Below are 18,621 nucleotides of genomic sequence, written 5' to 3'. Positions count from 1 at the left end.
AGATGATGTCGAATAAAGTGTGGTATGCAAGTTTTGGGTCCAATCTATTTCGTGAACGATTTTTATGCTATATCGAAGGTGGACAGCCTGAAGGGTCAAATAGAAGAGAAGTAGGGAGTCGTGACGCTACTCTACCAGTAAAAGATTCTCCCGTATCGCTGCCGTTTTCTTTATATTTTGCTGGATACTCTGACCGCTGGGATGGAGGTGCAGCATTTATCGATACCCAATATGATGAGAATGCGAATACATGGGGAAGAATGTATCTTATTACAGAAGAGCAATTCGAAGATGTGGTTAGACAAGAAAATGGGATATCAGATTTATCGCTTGATTGGTCAGCCATTAGAGCAAACGGAAACACATTAGTCGAGAAATCAGATTACGGTAACTTACTGTATGCTGGAGAACAAGATGGTCACCCTATTTTCACCTTTACACATTACTTACCAATGGAAGAGAGGGAGATCACAGTTCCATCAAAACGCTATTTAGCGATGTTGATTCGTGGATTCTTAGAAGCCTATACGGACTCACCTGAAGCCTGTGTAGATTATTTAATTGAAAAACCTGGAGTGAGAGATCTTTACGAATATGAAGACTTGCTCGCGTTTGTGAAAAAGCAAATTTAATGTGAAAAAGGCAACCTTTGATTTATTCGAAGGATGCCTTTTTATAATGCTATGATGTTTCTACAACTTCTTGCTTTTGAAGTATTTCTAAAAAGACCTCGCCGTATTGTTCAAATTTCTTTTCTCCAATCCCCTTAACCGTTAGCATATCCTCTTTCGTTTTCGGAAGTCTAGCACACAGTTCTTTTAAAGTAGCATCTGAAAAGACGATGTATGGTGGGATCTCATTCTCATCAGCTATCGATTTACGTAACATACGTAACTCCTCGAAAAGTGATTCATCCACATCAGTCTGAGTATATGATGCAGGGGCTGCTTCAATAAGCATATGAACGGATTGCTCTCCTCTTAGAATGGGTAATGCTAACGAGGTTAACTTTAACAAAGGAAATTTTCCATCTTCCACAGATAAGTAGCCTTCTGCCACAAGAAATTGAATTCTCTGTGTAATATCTTTCTCTCTCATATGTGAAAGGAGTCCATAAGTAGAGATTTTTTGAAATCTTCCTTCAAGAACTTTTTGGCTTTTAGAGCCTTTCAATACCTTTGCAACAAGACCGGAGCCAAAACGCTCGTCCATACGTTTTACACAGGAAAGAATCATCTGCGTTTCTTTCGTAATATCCTTTAATTCTCCCTCGTGCTGACAGTTACTACATTTTTCACAAGCTGGGTGTTCAAAAGGATCCTTGAAATAGGTGAGCATATATTCTTGCAAGCAACGGTCCGTATGACAATAGTTAACCATTTGTTGGAGCTTTTGGTACTCTCCTGTTTTCTTGTCATCTTCCATAATGGATTGCTCGATAAGGAATTTTTGTAGGTGAATGTCCTTTGCTGAATATAAAAGGACACAATCACTACGTTCACCATCACGTCCTGCACGACCGGCTTCTTGGTAATAAGCCTCAATATTCATTGGCATGCTGTAATGTATGACATATCGAATGTTGGACTTATCAATTCCCATTCCAAAGGCATTTGTTGCGACCATTATGGTTTTCTCATCTTGGATGAAGGCGTTTTGTGCCTTTTTACGTTGATTTTCGGTTAATCCACCATGATATTTCTCAGCATCGTACCCTTGTTTGGTGAGCCATTGTTGAATCCGATCAGTGTCTTTTCGGGTAGAAGTGTAAATGATCCCTGATTCATTTGGGCGAGCTTTAATGTAATCATCAATAAAGTCGTGCTTTTCTTTCCCTTTTACAATGCGGAAGCTCAAATTATCTCTAGCAAAGCCTGTGTTCACAACTGAATGTGGATTAATATTCAAGAGTCGTTTAATATCTTCCGTTACTTCCTTTGTTGCTGTAGCTGTTAGGCCTATAACAACTGGAAGGTTTTTAAGAGAGTGAATACGTGATACAACTGAGCGATAACTAGGTCGGAAGTCATGCCCCCATTGAGAAATACAATGTGCTTCATCAAATGCAATAAGAGATAAAGGGATTTGTTGAATGGAATGAACAAAATATTCAGAGTCAAAGCGTTCTGGTGCCACATAAACAAATTGAAACTCACCTTGCTTCACTCTTTGCAATTGTTCTTTTTGTTCCTCAAACGACAGAGAACTATTAATATAAGTGGCTTCAATACCCAGTGCATTTAAAGAGTCAACTTGGTCTTTCATTAATGAAATAAGCGGGGAAACAATAATGGCTGTTCCACCCATCACAAGACCAGGTATCTGATAACAAAGTGATTTACCGCCACCTGTAGGCATAATCGCTAATGTATTCTGTTTTTGTAAGATATATTCAATAACCGATTGCTGACCAGCACGAAAAGAAGGAAAACCAAAATATTGTTCCAAAATTTTTTGAGCTTGATCAATCATATATAACCATCCTTTAATAGGGGAAATAATTCATGCGAAAAGATCTTATATCATCGTATCATGAAGGGTTCATACTCGGATAGATTGTTTTAAGAATAGAAGTTGATGGAATTTACGAGGAATTCGAAGGAAAAGTAATGGGAAGTTAGCCATTCAACATGAAGTAGTGCCTTCAAAATGGAGTAGTAGAGGTTTCAAATCTTGAAGCGTCTGCCTCCTTTCAAACAAGTTTTAACAATAAGGAAGAGAATGAGCTGAACATATCTGCAAGTTTTCATTATTCAGCATTAATTGAATGAACTAGTGCTGTGTAGAACATGATATGTGTAAGAGTTAGCTCTCAATGGAGACTTGATACAATAATTCTTTATTAAAATAAAAATTCTTTATTAAAAATAAAAATCCTTCTTTGACATTGAATTTTATGTATGAGAGAGTATGTGAATGTGTTTTAAAGATGTTCTCTACTGAACTTCTAATGGCAAAGACAAAAAAGGAGCATATGACTAAAATGACACAGAATAATAAACAAACCTCTAACATTGATTGGCCTCTGTTTGGAATAAGCGGTGGATTGTTAGTAGCGTTTGTCATTGCATCCCTCATTGATATGCAATTTGTTGAAGAAATGGTGAACAAAGGATTTGCTTGGTCTTCGAAATACTTTGGAGCATTTTGGCAAGTTCTCATGCTTGCGAACTTCTTTGTTGCACTGTATGTAGCGTTTTCAAAATATGGAAAAGTAAGACTTGGTTATTTAGAAAAACCTGAAATGAGTACATTTAAATGGTTGTCCATAATTATGGCTACCCTTCTAGCTGGAGGCGGTGTATTTTGGGCAGCAGCTGAACCAATGTATCACTTTTTAACAGTACCTCCTATGAATAGCGGTGTAGAAGCTGAAACCGCAGGCGCTCTTATGCCTGCGTTAGCACAAAGTTATATGCACTGGGGATTTTTAGCTTGGGCAATCCTAGGTACGTTAAGTGCAGTCGTGATGATGTATGGACACTATCATAGAGGTATGCCTCTAAAGCCACGTACATTGTTATATCCGATCTTTGGTGAAAAGCTTCGTAAAAGTTTCCTTGGCACCATTGTAGATGCGTTCGCTATTATTGCAGTAGCGGCTGGTACGATTGGTCCAATTGGTTTCTTGGGCTTACAAGCTGCTTATGGTTTGCAAGCTTTATTTGGAATTCCGGATGTATTAATTACAAGATTAGCGATTATTATTGGTCTTGTTGTGGTTTCAACAATCTCAGCAGTAACAGGACTTCATAAAGGTATTCAGTGGTTAAGTAACTTTAACGTTCGCTTAGCGATTGGTCTTATCCTGTTTGTCCTTGTGTTTGGTCCAGGTGGATTTATTTTGAATTCATTTATCTCTTCTTTTGGATTCTACGTGGACAACTTTATTCAAATGAGTACCTTCCGAGCTGATAAAAGCTGGTTGGGCTTTTGGACAGTATTCTTCTGGGGTTGGTTTATTGGTTATGGTCCAATGATGGCTATACTGGTAAGTCGTATCTCAAGAGGGCGTTCCATCCGCCAGATCATTGTAGCTATTGCTGTCATTGCTCCAATCGTTACAACGTTCTGGTTCACAGTTGTTGGTGGCTCAGGAATCTTCTATGAACTTCAAGAAGCAGGTTCTGTATCTACTCAGCTTGAAAATGGTGGAATGCCAGCTGCGATGATTGCAATCACCGAACAGTTACCATTAGCGAGCATTATCTCGCCCCTATTCCTATTGCTAACGATTATCTTTGTAATTACGACTGGAGATTCTATGTCGTACACAATTGCAATGGCGGTATCTGGTGAGGGTAATCCGAAAATTTCATTACGTATCTTCTGGTCTGTCCTAATGGGTGCGGTAGCTTCAATTCTTCTTTACATCGGAGAAGGAAGTGTAAACGCCCTTCAGTCCTTCATTGTGATTACAGCAGTTCCCGTTTCAATCCTATTGCTACCAGTCATATGGTTAGCACCAAGAGTATCTAAAGAATTACTTCTTGAACAAAATAAAAAGTAAGTGAAAAGCCTCTTTCCTGCTCCAAGTGAGTAGGGAAGAGGCTTTTTTATGCCATATTAGCCCCCTTATGTGGAAGGCTTGGAATAGAGATAATGTGCGTATGGTTCCGTTGCTTTTGTGCAGATCGGTGGTCTGTGGAACGGGTTGCTTTCCCCGGAAGACCGATCGAGCTTCCTCGTCATTTCGTTCCTGTGGGATCTCGCTCGCCCTTTTTACCGGAGGAGTCAACCCGTTCCACAGCCCTCCTTAGCCGAATGGTGAATAACGGAACCGCCGTAGTTCAGGGAGAGGAGCAACTTCTCTGAATATAATTTCCAATCCATATGACGTGGAGAAGCTAAATTATGGTCCGTTAGTCTCCATAATCGCGTGGAGGGAAGGAAACGGCAAACTGTCGTGAAACAAAGGGAAGACGAGACCCCGCAGGAACGAGGAGGCTCGGCTTTTCTTCCACAACAGGCTTGCCGTTTCACTGACCGGAACAAATTACTCAACAGCAACGGACTCCTCTCAGTTTCAAGTCTTCAACAATCTTGCCATTAAGCTGAATAACGTCCAATGTGTAATAGAATCCCAAATCGGGAAACGTGATTATGGAGCTACATCATAGAAAGGAGTGTCTAATCATGAAAGCTGTTGTAATTGAACAATATGGAGGTAAAGATCAGTTAAAGGAAAAAGATATTCCAACACCTCAAATTAATGAAGATCAAGTTTTAATTGAAAGCCACGCAACTTCCATCAACCCAATTGATTGGAAAGTACGCGAAGGATATTTAAAAGATATGCTCGATTGGGATTTCCCGATTATTTTAGGTTGGGATGTTTCAGGCGTTGTTGTCAATACAGGTTCAAACGTTACGAAGTTTAAAAAAGGTGATCAAGTTTTTGCTCGCCCCGCTACTACACCTAATGGAACATACGCAGAGTTTGTGGCAGTGGAAGAGCATCTTGTTACCTCTATACCAGAGCAAGTCAGTTTTGAAGAGGCAGCTGCTGCACCTCTAGCGGCTCTTACAGCATGGCAATGTCTTTTTGAAGTTGCAAACCTACAGAAAGGTCAAAAAGTACTCATTCATGCTGGGTCAGGTGGTGTAGGAACATATGCGATTCAGCTTGCAAAATGGGCAGGTGCCTATGTTGCTTCTACAGCTAGCAGTAAAAATAAAGAATTATTAGAAACACTGGGCGTAGATCGTTTCATTAACTATGAAGAAGAAGCATTTGATGAAGTACTAAAAGATTATGACGTCGTATTTGATACTCTGGGTGGGGAGATTCATGACCGAAGCTATAATGTATTAAAACAAGACGGTCATTTAGTCTCGGTTACGAAACAGCCTGATGAAGAATTAGCAAAACAGAAAGGCGTAAATGCTCAATTTGTCTTCCTGAACCCAGATGGTGATCAGCTTGCAAAAATAGCTGAGCTTATGGAAAAAGGAGAAGTAAAATCTATTGTCGATAGAACCTTTACGTTTAGTGAAAAGGGCATTCGAGATGCACATGAATTGAGTGAGACCCACCATGCACGAGGTAAGATCGTTGTCCAAATAAATCCTTTAAATTGCTAATTTTGGCCTAAGTGCTCTCTCTCCGATGAGGAGGGAGAGTTTTTATGCCTTGGTGAATATTAATTTCTTATGAATTCAAAATAAAATGATTTACACAAGGTTGGAACATGTATAGAATGTTTTTATATCTGACTTTTGATAGAAAGGTTTATTCAAGTAAACCATAATCCATAAGAAACACTTGTGAAAAGGAGGGGGCACATGTTCCACTCAATTTTGTTTGATTTCATGTTAATTGGTGCATTAGGTGTTGGGTCTCAATGGATTGGATGGAGGTTTCGAATTCCAGCAATTGTAGTGATGTCCATCGTTGGCTTGTTAGCTGGTCCAATCTTCGGATTCATCAACCCGGCAGAAGACTTTGGAGAATTGTTTGATCCCATCATTTCAATAGCAGTTGCCATTATTTTATTTGAGGGAAGCTTAAATCTTGATTTTCGTGAAGTAAAAGGTTTAGGTAAACCTGTTATGAGAATTGTAACCGTAGGAGCGATCTTAGCTTGGCTCTTAGGTTCCTTAGCCGCTCATTATGTAGCGGGTCTATCTTTAGCTGTAGCCTTCGTTATCGGTGGACTCTTTATCGTTACAGGACCTACCGTTATTTTACCTTTGTTACGTCAGGCAAAATTGAAGCCACGTCCCGCAGCCATATTAAAATGGGAAGGTATCATTGTTGATCCATTCGGTGCCTTGCTATCTGTTTTTGCTTTTGAAATTATCGTCTTTATCATGGAGGATAATGTAACAGCAGATGCCTTACTCTTCTTCTTTATGGCATCTATATTTGCTATTATTATCGGTTATTTATTAGCAAAAGGACTCGGATTTATGTTCGAGCGAGGACATGTGCCAGAGTTTCTAAAATCACCGGTAATGTTTGCATCCGTGATCCTTTGCTTTACATTAGCTGATGAAATTGCTCATGAAACAGGTCTATTAGCTGTAACAGCAATGGGGATGACATTAGCAAACATGCACATCTCTTCCATTGGGGATATGCGTAACTTTAAAGAGAACATATCTGTTTTACTCGTATCCACCATATTCGTGATGCTAACGTCCTCATTATCGGTTGATACATTATTACAAATTTTAGATCTAAATATTATAGCTTACGTTTTCCTTATGTTATTTATCGTACGTCCTTTATCCATTTGGTTATCCACGATTGGAACGGATTTATCGGTAGGAGAACGCATACTTGTTGGGTGGATTGCACCACGAGGAATTGTTGCTTTAACTGTAGCAGGTTACTTTGCAAGCGTGCTTGCTGATGCGGGATTTGAAGATGCATCAATTCTAACATCCTTAACGTTTGCGCTCGTTTTTGCCACGGTTTGTGCACACGGATTCTCTATTGGTTGGCTAGCGAAGAAGTTCCACCTAGCAAATGATGAACAGCCAGGCGTCTTAATTGTAGGAGGAAGCAGCTTTAGTACAGGATTAGCTAAAGCTCTTAGAGAATTAGATGTCCCAACGATGATAACGGATTCTTCTTGGCAGAGACTTGAGACTGCACGTAAAGAAGGTGTTCCGTTTATGCGTGAAGAGATCTTATCAGAGCAAACGGAGTATCATTTAGATATGACACCATATGAATATATGGTTGCTGCTTCTGAGTTAGATTCTTACAATGCGCTAGTATGTAATACATTTATTCCTGAAATAGGACGTAACAACTTGTATCAGCTCACCCTTCATAATCGTCGTGGTGATGATATAGAGGATATGGGACATACAATCGGGGGAAGACTGCTCTTTAACGAACAAGCAACATGGGAGCGTCTAAATGAAAAAGTTGAGATTGGTTATGTCTTTAGAAAAACGAATATTACAGAACAATATTCATTTGATCAGTATGTAAAAGAGCTACATCCTGAAACATTACTCATGTTCGTATTAAAACGTTCAGGGAAAATCGCATTTTTCTCTCATAAAAACAAACCTAAAGCTGAAGCTGGTGATGTAGTGGTAAGTCTAATGCCACCCAGTAAAGAATTTAAAAAAATCCAGCAAAAAATAACTGAGAAACGTGAAGAAGAAAATGAAAATTAGTAATTGAGAAATCCGCATGTGGTCTAAAGAGCCATATGTGGATTTTTATATGGTGGGAATTTTAAAACTTTTAATAAAAAGTTTGCGAATGAAACAAGAGGGTGCATACATACTTTAGTAAAGGAGAATGAAGTCGTATGTAGAAAGGATGATGGGGATGATACATGATCCTGATTTCCACAGTGAACAGGCAAAAATTTATGAACACTTAGCGAGGCAATATCAGCAGACTCATGGAAAATTATTCGAACACTTTTATGCGTTGCATCGATACCACCGATTGCAGCTACAATCGTGCCAAGAAAAAGATTCAGAAAGTATAGCTCCCTCCATAGATCAGGAATAGAAAAGCCCAGCCTTCGACGCATAAACGAAGGCTGGGCTTTTTCATGATATTTAATTCTTTATGATGCATTCTTTGTAGCAGCTACATACTTAGAGTTCCTGCGGGAGCGATCTAATAAATATCCTAATCCTGCACCTATAAGGGCTGGTACGATCCATCCAAGACCTTCTTCAAATAGAGGGAAGATGGATAATGCACTTTGAAGAGGTGCCCAAGTGAGCTTAGCTGCGCTGAGTCCACTATATAAGCTAAAGAAGCTTGTAAGTAGGAGTGCACCGCGATACACATAGCTTGATCCATTGAAAGCGTTGTGGAAAAAGGATAAAACGATGAGAACGATCGCTAACGGATAAATAAAGTATAGAACAGGAACAGAGTAGGAGATGATTTGAGATAGTCCAAGGTTAGTTACAAGAAAACTCACAATGGTTACTCCTACTGCTACATGAGAATATTTTAATCCAGAGAATGTGTTTGAGAAAAACTGACTGCATGCCACTGTTAGTCCAACGCAAGTTGTGAAACAAGCTAGAGCAACAATAACGCCTAATAGTATAGCGCCAAATGATCCAAATAAATGACTTGCTCCTGCAGAAAGAATGTCGGCTCCACCTTCAAATGAACCGAATGTAGCTAATTTCGCACCCATCCAACCGATTGAAGTGTAGACTACAGCAAGACCGGTAGCTGTGACAGCACCAACCTTTAACGTTTGTTTGAAGACGGATTTCTTTTCTGTTACTCCTCGATCCTTCAACGCAGTAACAACAATTATTCCGAAAGCTAACCCAGCGATGGCGTCCATTGTTAGATAGCCGTTTACAAATCCTTTGAAAAATGGAGCGGTTGTATAGGTTGTTTCTGGTGATTGTAACGGTGCATCAAACTGAAAGAAGCTTGCAATACATAAAGCTACAATAGCTATTAATAATGCAGGTGTTAACCATTGTCCAATTCGGTCGACGATTTTAGATGGATTTAAACTAACAAATAATACGATAGCGAAAAAAACGACTGAAAATAAGAAAAGCGCCATAGTTCCACCTGATACAATGACGGGCATAACCCCCATCTCATACGCAACGTTAGCGGCACGTGGAATACCAAAGAATGGTCCAATAGCTAAATAAATAACTGCAGTAAACACAAGACCAAACACAGGATGCACGCGACTTCCTAAAGCTTTGGCATCATCACTTACAAGAGCAATTGCTGCAACGCCTACAATGGGTAATCCTACTCCAGTTAAAATAAATCCTAAAATGGCTGGCCAAAAGGATGTTCCAGCTTGAATTCCTAGTTCAGGAGGGTAAATTAAGTTTCCGGCTCCAAAAAATAGTGCAAATAACATAAAACCGATCGTGAATGTATCTTTTCTAGTCATAACCCTAACCCTTTCTCAAATGTTCTTATTGTTCATTAAAAAAACCCGTCCCCTTACTGAATAAGGACGAGCGTTTCGCGTTACCACCTTAATTCTATGACAAAATTTTTAGAATATTTAGTCATAGCGCTTTATCTGTGTACCATCATACACATTCCATGGTAACGGCGGAAAAACCGGCATGGCTTACTGTATGTTCAGCCAAGCATCTCAGAGGTGATATTCGAATAGGTGCAGTATGTCAACTTTCAGCGGATGTTGACTCTCTGTAATACTCCAAACTATCTTACTCTTCTCATCATAGATATTTGCTTCGATGTTCAAGATGATGTAATCGTACCAACATCAAAATTTTTTGTCAATTCAATTATCAAAAATTTTAGAATAGAAAAAACTTCTATGGAATTGAATTGGTAATTTGAAGCGTATCGTATTTAGTTTTAATTTTTTTACGAATGATAGAGGAATATGACAAAAGCATGAAGAAAGAATAATTAAACACTAGTTCGTCCTTATTTTAAAATAATAGATGGAGGTGTTTCTCATGAATTCGGTTCAAGGAAATCCCCAACATGCCGTCTACAATTCTATCGTTCGTAGCAGTAACCATTCTGTCCAAAATCAATTTGATTCAAACCATAGTCATAAGAATGTCCCTTCGTCTAATTCAGAGAGGGTAGCTTTAGATACGGAAAAGAAAGATCTTCACTACGGTGAACAGCTTTCGCCAGAGCAAAAAAGACAAATTTCGGAGCTGAAGGCTGTAGAACAAAAAGTTAAAGCTCATGAACAAGCTCACCGATCAGTTGGTGGGAAATTCGCAGGTGGAATTAGTTATGATTTTCAGAAAGGGCCAGATGGTCAAGAGTATATAATAGGTGGAGAAGTGCCTGTTCAAATGCCGAAAAGTGAAGACCCTGAGGAAACCATTCAGGCTATGGAGCAAGTCCGTCGTGCTGCATTATCTCCTGCAAACCCATCTTCACAAGACATGCAAGTAGCATCAAAGGCTTCTCAAGCTATTTTAGAAGCTCAATCTGAAATGAAGAGTAAAGAGAATAAGAATGCGGATGAACAACACCATGAAGATATTCGAAACCAGGCCATTCAAAAATATCAACAACAGCAAGGAGCATTTATGAGAAAGCCTCAGACAATATTTGATCAGTCAGCCTAGCATCGTTGCTATAAGAATAAATACCCAAAAAGAGCCCTTACCGCATAGGTAAGGGCTCTTTTGATTATTAAATTTCTTTTGAATGAAATGCTTCTTCATAAAAGTGAGCCACAACTGTTTTGACAATTGCGTAAAACGGTATGGCGAATAGAAGTCCTATAAAACCAGCAATACTCCCTGCTGCTAATATAAGTGTAATGATCGTAAGCGGGTGTATTTGAAGTGCTTTCCCCATGATATTAGGAGATATAAGATTTCCTTCAATTTGTTGGGCTATGATCATGATGATAATTACGTATAATACCATCATTGGATCTTGGAAAAATGCAACTAAAATTGCCGGTACGACGGCTAAGTATGGCCCCGCAAATGGTATTACGTTTGTTAGCATACCGAATAAGGCCAGTGATAAAGAATAAGGAAGTCCAATAATGACATAACCAATATACAAGAGTACACCGACACATAAACTAACAGTTAGTTGGCCCTGTATAAAAGCAGATAATGTGTGGTCCATTCTTTTTAATAGTCGACCTAGACTTTTCGCTCTTTTCTCCTTAAAGAATTGAGTTAAAAATGGTTGGAGTTTGTCCCCGTCTTTCAGCATATAGAATAAAAAGAATGGAACAAGCACTAATAGGAAAACAAACTGCACAATTTGGGCAATGAGTGTAAAAATAAAGTTTGGTAAACCAACTGCAAAATCCTTTGCAAAATTTATTAAAGAATCAGTTGCATTATCAACTGGTTCAGCAAACTGATCTGGGATAATGACTTGATTATTCTGCCATGATTCAATAATGGATTGAATTTCTAAGGACCATTCATCTGTGCTATCTATGAAGCGAGTGAACTGCTCTTGAGCAATTGGAGCAATATAAGTGATAACTAGGTAAATTAACAGAATGAACAGCACAAATATAATTAATATCGCTGCAATTCTTGGTATTTTATACGCTTCTAGGATATGCATAAGGGGGCGTGAAATGTAGTAGAGTAACCCACCTATGATAAACGGTAACGAAATTGCTCCGATATATGTATAGATCGGATGGAACATATATTGTGTCTCGCGAAATAGTAAAAAGATTAATAGTACTAGGGTTATAACGATTAATGTTTGAAACCAACGCTTTTGATACATAAAACCACACCTTCTTCAATATAAGAAATCAATATTTATATATATACGGTAAATTAAAACCTCGGGAAGTATATCCATTTCGCCATCTTCATAATAAAATCCTTCCTTACCCAGTGTGACTCAATAGATTTTTTTCAAACCTTCTCTGTGGCTTTGAAAGACATTCCTCCATGGTGATTTGGGATCTCTATATATTTTGTCAAAGAAATGTGTGAAATACAATGTTCTTTCTTCGGATCTTACAATATCTGTTAGGTGTAACCATTATCTATTTTGCTACAACATTAGCTTCTTGGTGACCCATTAGGAGTTTGAACAACCCTATCCGTATTTCTGCTCGGACAATGTGTACAATTATGGTTGCAGAAGGTTTCAATAATAAAATTATTTAAACATGATCCAACACACGCTCACTTTTAATAATGTAATGGACTCTTGAAAAACTGTAATTAAAATGGAATTGATTAAGAACAATTTCCTAGTACCTATTCCCTTGCAAGCGTTTATAGTTTATATTTAAATTACTATCTTTTATGAGAAGGGGGCTTAAGTGTGGAAGTTTATGTTGCTAGGCAACCGATTTTAAACAACAAGTGTGAAGTGTTTGCCTATGAGCTCTTATACCGTGGTAGTAAAGAGAATAACTATTTTCCTCAAATAGATGGGGATGAGGCAACAGCTGATGTTGTATTTAATAGTTACTTTAATATTGGTTTAGAGCAAATTTCAGAAGGTAAAAGTGTTTTTGTTAATTTCACCGAGAACTTACTTAAAAGTGAACTTCCATTATGTTTTCCTCCAGACACACTTGTGATCGAAGTATTAGAAAATATCAAACCTACTAAAGAAATTATTCAAATATGTAAGGTGTTAAAAAAGAGAGGATTTCGAATCGCTCTTGATGACTATATTCTTAATGAAGACCATCCTCATACTTACGAATTATTGGAGAATGCAGATATTATTAAAGTGGATATTCAAGCAACCTCTGATGAATTACAAAGGAGGATGTTTGAAAAGCTAGCACCATATGAATTGGAATGGTTAGCAGAGAAAGTGGAGACCTACGAAGAGTATCAAGCATGTGTCCGAAAAGGGTTCACATACTTTCAAGGGTATTTCTTCAGTAAACCAGTTATCTTAACCTCATATGATGTATCGATTTATCCATTTCACCATTTAGAACTAATTAAAGAACTCTCACAAGAAGAACCCAACATAAAAAAGATCGCTCAAAAAGTTGAGATGGATGTGGCTTTATCTTTCAAACTATTACAGCTTATTAATTCTGCATCATATCGTCGCATAGAACCTATAAAATCCATAGAGCAAGCGATTGTGTTACTTGGATTAAAAGAAGTAAAGAAATGGGCTTACGTTTTAACACTAAGAGAATTAAAAAATCAGAATAATAAAGTTCCGAGCGAAGTCATAAAACTTAGTTTCATGAGAGCTAAAATGGGAGAACTTATTGCCAACCAATTTGGACAAAAACAAGAGAGTTCAAGCTACTTTTTAACAGGGATGTTATCGTGTATTGATACCTTTATGTATAGACCTTTAAATGACATATTAAATGATCTTCCATTGCATGAGGAAATTAAAGATGCAATTAAAGGGAAACCCAATTCGTATAGAGCAGTACTTGAATTAAGCCAACTTGTTGAACAAGGGAAATGGGACCAAATTGAAATGAAATCAAACGAATTAGGTATTTCTATGGAAGACGTGTTTCAATATTATAAAGATTCATTAGAATGGACTCAAACCATCATGGAAACCTTTTATAAAAAGGACAAATCGTTAAATAGTATGTAATTAAGACTCTTATAATAGGAGTCTTTTGTTTTTATTACTCCATGAAACATATCTGGTTACATATGGTATAATTCACCTATATTCACTAAACAATCATACATAAATACAACTTGATGATATAGAGGGGGAGCAGGATGAACTGGAAAGATACATATCAAAAATGGGATCAGTATCAAAATTTAGATCCAGATTTAAGAGAGCAATTAACGAAAATTTCATATAATGAGAAAGAATTAGAAGATGCTTTCTATACTAACTTAACTTTTGGGACGGGTGGCATGCGAGGAGTATTAGGACCTGGAACAAATCGCATGAACCGTTATACCGTAAGAAAAGCGGCTGAAGGGTTAGCTCAATACTTAGAGGAGTATGTAGAGGATGCCCAGCAAAAAGGTGTTGCTTTAGCCTATGATTCACGTTATATGTCCCCTCAGTTTGCCTTAGAGACAGCTAAGGTAATGGGAGCGCATAACATTCTTACATACATATTTGAAACATTACGTCCGACACCTTATTTGTCTTTTGCTGTTCGTTACCTTGGTACAGCAGCTGGAGCTATGATTACGGCCAGCCATAACCCTCCAGAATATAATGGTTTCAAAGTATATAATGAAGACGGAGGGCAAACACCTCCGGAAGAAGCTGATCGGATAATTTCGTATGTAAATGGTGTGGAAAATGAACTAGAAATCAATGTTTTAGAGCAAGATGAACTTGAGAGTAAAGGGCTTCTCACATGGATCGGTGATGAAGTGGATCAAGCTTATCTTGAACAATTAAAAGGAATTGTAAAAAATCAAGCGGTTATTCATGAAAAAGCAGATCAGCTAAAGATCGTGTTTACTCCTCTACATGGCACTGCATACAAACCAATTTTAGATGGGTTGGAGAACTTAGGATTCCGTAATGTATCTGTTGTGAAGGAACAAGCTGAACCAGACCCAGAATTTTCAACAGTAGAGTCACCTAATCCTGAAGAGCATCAAGCCTTCCAAAAGGCTATTGAGCTTGGGAAAGAAGAGGACGCAGACATATTGATTGGCACTGATCCTGATGCTGATCGATTAGGTGTAGCTGTAAAGGATAACCAAGGTGAGTATATCGTATTATCAGGAAATCAACTTGGAACGTTAATGCTTGATTATGTGTTATCTCAAACGAAAGATCTCCCTAAAGATGCACAAATGATAAAAACCATTGTAACCACAGAAATGGGACGAGCGGTAGCGGACTATTATGGTGTGGAAACATTAGAAACCTTAACTGGGTTTAAGTTCATAGGTGAAAAAATGCGTCAATTCGATGAGCAAGGTGAAGGCTCATTCATGTTTGGATACGAGGAAAGCTATGGCTATTTAATAGGAGACTTTGTTCGCGATAAAGATGCTGTGCAAGCTGCAATGACAGCATGTGAAATGGCGGCATACTGGAAGTCACATGGGAAGACCATTATTGAAGCGCTCCACACTCTCTTTGACCGCCATGGATATTATCTAGAAGGACTAGAATCCATGACTCTTAAAGGGAAAGATGGTTCGGAAAGAATTCAAAAAATGATGAAGTACTTTCGTGATTATGATGAAACAAAAATGGGACCTTTTTCTATTGAGACCATAGAGGATTATGATACGAGTGTTCGAACTTTCATGACAGATCATAGTTCAGAGGAAATTGAGTTACCAAATGCCAATGTTATTAAATTTAATTTAGAACAGGAGAGCTGGTGTTGCTTACGCCCTTCTGGTACAGAACCAAAGATCAAATGCTATTTTGGAGTGAAAACAGATTCTTATGAGAAGAGTCAGGACCGTTTAGCTCAATTGAAAGAAGATGTTGTAACAAAAATGAAAAACATATAAGTAATCTTGATTACCGTATTCCTTCTTAAAATTGAGAGGGGATACGGTATTTTTGTAGTAACTTTACTGTAAGTTCTTGAAACTTTGAAGGTTTGCATACGTATAAAAGGTAAACCAATGTTACGGAGGGGTATCATGTCTACTATTTATTTTACAGACAACTTCTTTTCTGCAGGTAAAACGGAGATTTATAATGATCAAAAAGAACAGATAGGGACTTTGGATTTAAAGGGTGCATTCAGTTCTGATGTGATGATATTGAATAATAATGAAGAAGTGCTATTGTCAGGTGGTTTTCGATTCTTCTCAAGAAAGTGGTTTGTACAAGATCAACAGGAACAGGAAATTGGTGAACTAGTGCAAAGGTTTGCTTTTTTCTCCAAAAAATATGAGTATGAAGCATATGATCGTGGGATATATCGTATCGAATCTGAAGCGTTCTCTAGAGATTATGAGGTATATGATGAACAAGAAAGTTTGGTAGGAGAGTTTCATAGGACAGATAGTTTCTTTGAATCACCTGCTTTCTGCTTAACCAACCATACTGAGGTTCTAACAGATGATGAACTGATAGCTGTCGTTATGGGTGTGAATATGATTGAAAAGCGAAACTCCTCAAACGCAGCAGGTGGCGCCACTTAAATTATGGTGAACTTTCATTAAAATAAAAAAACACCAATGCCTTATCAGCAGCTTGAAAAGGTTTGTGATGGAGAGAAGGTTTATTTGTAATATTTAATAACTAATGGGTTCTACTCAAACAAGAAGACTTACCGATAGGTAGGTCTTCTTTAATTGCTCTACTATTATTGATATCATAGGAATACAAACTATAGAGAACGTAGAGATTGGGGAGGAATAAAAATGGGGAAGGCAACAAATGATCGTTCATCACAAATGAACTATCTTCAAAACCGAATCCAAATGCTACAGCAAGTCATTGAATCCATGGATGGAGAGGAAGCTGAACCATCTGATCTCGATCGTTTGTTAAGCATGATAGAGGATCTTAGATTAAAAGTTGAGCGGTATAAGAAGGATTGGGAGGAAGGTCGTTCATGAAAGAACTTAAATCAATCCTTTTAGCCTTTTGGCTATTATTTATTTGTTACGCTTTATTTCTAACACCGATAGAAGGTGATTTGGATTATGTCGCAACATTGTTCTCCTTAGATGAACCTGAACCGCTTATCATGGCTGTTTTCTTGTTACTAGGTGTGTGGCCGATGGTATTTGGATTACTGTTGTTAGAAAATGATCAATCAACGATTTCAGCTTGGCCTTATGTTATGTTCTCCTTTTTATTTGGCGCATTTGCGCTTTTACCCTACTTCATTTTTCATCGTGATCAACGTAAAAGAGAAAATAGAACTTCCAATCGCATTGGTGAAATGATTAAAAACCCGTTCTTCCCTTTTGCACTACTCATATTTACTATGATTTTTGTTATTTACGGACTTATTTATGGAAATGTTGAAGTTTATCAAGAGGCGTTTTTCAATTCCCGTTTTGTTCATGTTATGACCCTTGATTTTTTTATGCTTACCCTACTTTCTGTATTGGGGATCAGTCACCATGCTTATCATCGAAATGGCCAAGGTACTCGTTTGTCTATACTTGGGCTTATCCCGATTATTGGGGCATTAGTTTACTTATTTATTACCCATTGGCAAGAAAGTGAACGTTAGTACAGGCTTACTGCTTAATAAGAAAGCCTGTACTTTTTATCTACTCTTGCTTTACATATCGTTTATCTTTAAGGAAGAGTCTCCAGAATAAAATAAAAGCCGGAACAAGTATGGAAAGGCCGATAATATATGCAATCAATAGTTGATAAAACATTGCTGGATTTGTAAAACCATCACTGATTGTGAGGTGGGGATAAACTATATAGGGTAAGTGTGCTGAGCCATATGCATAAATGGCAAAACCGTATTGAAGAATGACAGCTATAACTGCCCACCTTGTATAGCCGACCTCTCCGTTTGGTTTTTTCAAAAATAGAAGGATGTAACCAATTAGGAAAAACGTGATGGACATGCCGAATCCATATAAATTCTCCCCTACATTATCCACAAGCCAAGAGGCCTCACTAGGCATAGTGAATATAGTTAAGACTGCGATTACCATGGTTACTGGTCCGAGCCAAATCGTGTGCATACGATATGTTCTCAACGCACTCTGATCCCCTGCCTCACGAGCATAATCTGTTAAAAACAAGGCAGATAAAAATAATTCCGTACTTAAGCCAAATAGTATATGCATGTAAGTGGTTGAGCTAGACAATAGCTTTCCGTACATCAGTTTTGGATAACCGTTCTCCATTTCTATAAATCCCCCTAGGGTGATGGGTAAGATACTCACAAGTAATGCAGGTATCAATAATCCAGTCAGTCCTGAAGTAACCCTGAGCATGTCACCAAACTTCTGAACATGATGGGCAAAAACCATGAAGGTCGTACGAATCGTTAATAAAATCAAGCCTAATCCAATTGGCACAAGTAAAAGTGTTCCTAGCATAGACGTTGCAAATGGAAAGAAACTCACAAGAGCAACAACAAGTAATACAAGGAACACATTGGTCACTTCCCAAGTTGGGGATAAAAAACGATTGGCGATTGCAGAAGCGTTTGTGTTTTGATTTTTTCCGTAGACCATTCCCCAGAACCCTGATCCAAAATCAAGTGATCCCAGCATGGAATAGACAAACAAAAAGCTCCATAGAATCGTAACTGCTATCAAAGATTCTTCCAC

15 protein-coding genes and 1 other annotated feature are annotated in these 18,621 nt (G+C 38.0%); of the genes, 10 read left to right on the top strand and 5 right to left on the bottom strand.

The annotated features are described in order from the left end of the window. The first annotated feature begins 5 nt into the window (after positions 1 to 5). The gene (locus GS400_RS18905) at positions 6 to 632 is read left to right on the top strand and encodes a hypothetical protein (RefSeq protein WP_160104280.1); all 627 of its coding nucleotides are present in this window, start codon (positions 6 to 8) and stop codon (positions 630 to 632) included. 49 nt (positions 633 to 681) lie between these two features. On the opposite strand, the gene recQ is transcribed toward GS400_RS18905, so the two are convergent. After that, positions 682 to 2,472 carry a DNA helicase RecQ gene (recQ, locus tag GS400_RS18900; protein WP_160104279.1) on the bottom strand — a complete coding sequence of 597 codons (1,791 nt, stop codon included), beginning with the start codon at positions 2,470 to 2,472 and terminating at the stop codon, positions 682 to 684. 511 nt (positions 2,473 to 2,983) lie between these two features. On the opposite strand from recQ, the gene GS400_RS18895 reads away from it, so the two are divergent. The 3 genes from GS400_RS18895 (at position 2,984) to GS400_RS18885 (ending at position 8,139) form a co-directional block, all read left to right on the top strand. Continuing rightward, the gene (locus tag GS400_RS18895) at positions 2,984 to 4,510 is read left to right on the top strand and encodes a BCCT family transporter (protein ID WP_160104278.1); all 1,527 of its coding nucleotides are present in this window, start codon (positions 2,984 to 2,986) and stop codon (positions 4,508 to 4,510) included. 626 nt (positions 4,511 to 5,136) lie between these two features. Continuing rightward, the gene (locus GS400_RS18890) at positions 5,137 to 6,084 is read left to right on the top strand and encodes an NADP-dependent oxidoreductase (protein WP_160104277.1); all 948 of its coding nucleotides are present in this window, start codon (positions 5,137 to 5,139) and stop codon (positions 6,082 to 6,084) included. 201 nt (positions 6,085 to 6,285) lie between these two features. Beyond that, complete coding sequence (locus GS400_RS18885; RefSeq protein ID WP_160104276.1) at positions 6,286 to 8,139, top strand: cation:proton antiporter; 1,854 nt, start codon at positions 6,286 to 6,288, stop codon at positions 8,137 to 8,139. A gap of 23 nt (positions 8,140 to 8,162) precedes the next feature. On the opposite strand, the gene GS400_RS18880 is transcribed toward GS400_RS18885, so the two are convergent. Together GS400_RS18880 and brnQ are read right to left on the bottom strand one after the other, a co-directional pair. Then, the gene (locus GS400_RS18880) at positions 8,163 to 8,507 is read right to left on the bottom strand and encodes a hypothetical protein (protein ID WP_160104275.1); all 345 of its coding nucleotides are present in this window, start codon (positions 8,505 to 8,507) and stop codon (positions 8,163 to 8,165) included. Between the two features lie 36 nt (positions 8,508 to 8,543). Beyond that, the gene (gene brnQ / locus GS400_RS18875) at positions 8,544 to 9,869 is read right to left on the bottom strand and encodes a branched-chain amino acid transport system II carrier protein (protein ID WP_160104274.1); all 1,326 of its coding nucleotides are present in this window, start codon (positions 9,867 to 9,869) and stop codon (positions 8,544 to 8,546) included. A 59-nt stretch (positions 9,870 to 9,928) separates the two neighbouring features. Then, positions 9,929 to 10,180 (bottom strand) — a binding site (T-box leader). 233 nt (positions 10,181 to 10,413) lie between these two features. Here brnQ and GS400_RS18870 point away from each other — a divergent pair. Then, entirely contained in the window at positions 10,414 to 11,046 is a 633-nt protein-coding gene (locus GS400_RS18870; RefSeq protein ID WP_160104273.1) for a putative metalloprotease CJM1_0395 family protein, read from the top strand. Positions 11,047 to 11,113: 67 nt separating this feature from the next. On the opposite strand, the gene GS400_RS18865 is transcribed toward GS400_RS18870, so the two are convergent. After that, positions 11,114 to 12,190 (bottom strand): AI-2E family transporter, encoded by a 1,077-nt coding sequence (locus GS400_RS18865; protein ID WP_160104272.1) that lies wholly within the window; start codon positions 12,188 to 12,190, stop codon positions 11,114 to 11,116. A gap of 552 nt (positions 12,191 to 12,742) precedes the next feature. Between GS400_RS18865 and GS400_RS18860 the strand changes: the two genes are divergently transcribed. The 5 genes from GS400_RS18860 to GS400_RS18840 all read left to right on the top strand — a co-directional run bounded on the left by GS400_RS18860 (position 12,743) and on the right by GS400_RS18840 (position 17,555). Further along, positions 12,743 to 14,008 (top strand): EAL and HDOD domain-containing protein, encoded by a 1,266-nt coding sequence (locus tag GS400_RS18860; protein ID WP_160104271.1) that lies wholly within the window; start codon positions 12,743 to 12,745, stop codon positions 14,006 to 14,008. Between the two features lie 134 nt (positions 14,009 to 14,142). Continuing rightward, positions 14,143 to 15,867 carry a phospho-sugar mutase gene (locus GS400_RS18855; protein ID WP_160104270.1) on the top strand — a complete coding sequence of 575 codons (1,725 nt, stop codon included), beginning with the start codon at positions 14,143 to 14,145 and terminating at the stop codon, positions 15,865 to 15,867. A gap of 135 nt (positions 15,868 to 16,002) precedes the next feature. Then, on the top strand, positions 16,003 to 16,509 hold the full coding sequence (locus GS400_RS18850) for an LURP-one-related family protein (RefSeq protein WP_160104269.1): 507 nt from the start codon (positions 16,003 to 16,005) through the stop codon (positions 16,507 to 16,509). Between the two features lie 222 nt (positions 16,510 to 16,731). After that, positions 16,732 to 16,929 (top strand): SE1561 family protein, encoded by a 198-nt coding sequence (locus GS400_RS18845; protein WP_160104268.1) that lies wholly within the window; start codon positions 16,732 to 16,734, stop codon positions 16,927 to 16,929. Beyond that, entirely contained in the window at positions 16,926 to 17,555 is a 630-nt protein-coding gene (locus GS400_RS18840) for a hypothetical protein (protein ID WP_160104267.1), read from the top strand. Before GS400_RS18845 ends, GS400_RS18840 begins: the two co-directional genes overlap by 4 nt. A gap of 40 nt (positions 17,556 to 17,595) precedes the next feature. Here the strand turns inward: GS400_RS18840 and GS400_RS18835 are convergent, their stop codons facing one another. Then, positions 17,596 to 18,621 (bottom strand): cytochrome d ubiquinol oxidase subunit II, encoded by a 1,026-nt coding sequence (locus tag GS400_RS18835; protein ID WP_160104266.1) that lies wholly within the window; start codon positions 18,619 to 18,621, stop codon positions 17,596 to 17,598.

It is taken from the genome of Pontibacillus sp. HMF3514 (assembly GCF_009858175.1).
In the GTDB taxonomy this organism is placed as follows: Bacteria; Bacillota; Bacilli; order Bacillales; family BH030062; genus Pontibacillus.
Note: the sequence above shows the minus strand (reverse complement) of the source record. Positions and strands in the feature narration are given on the sequence as shown.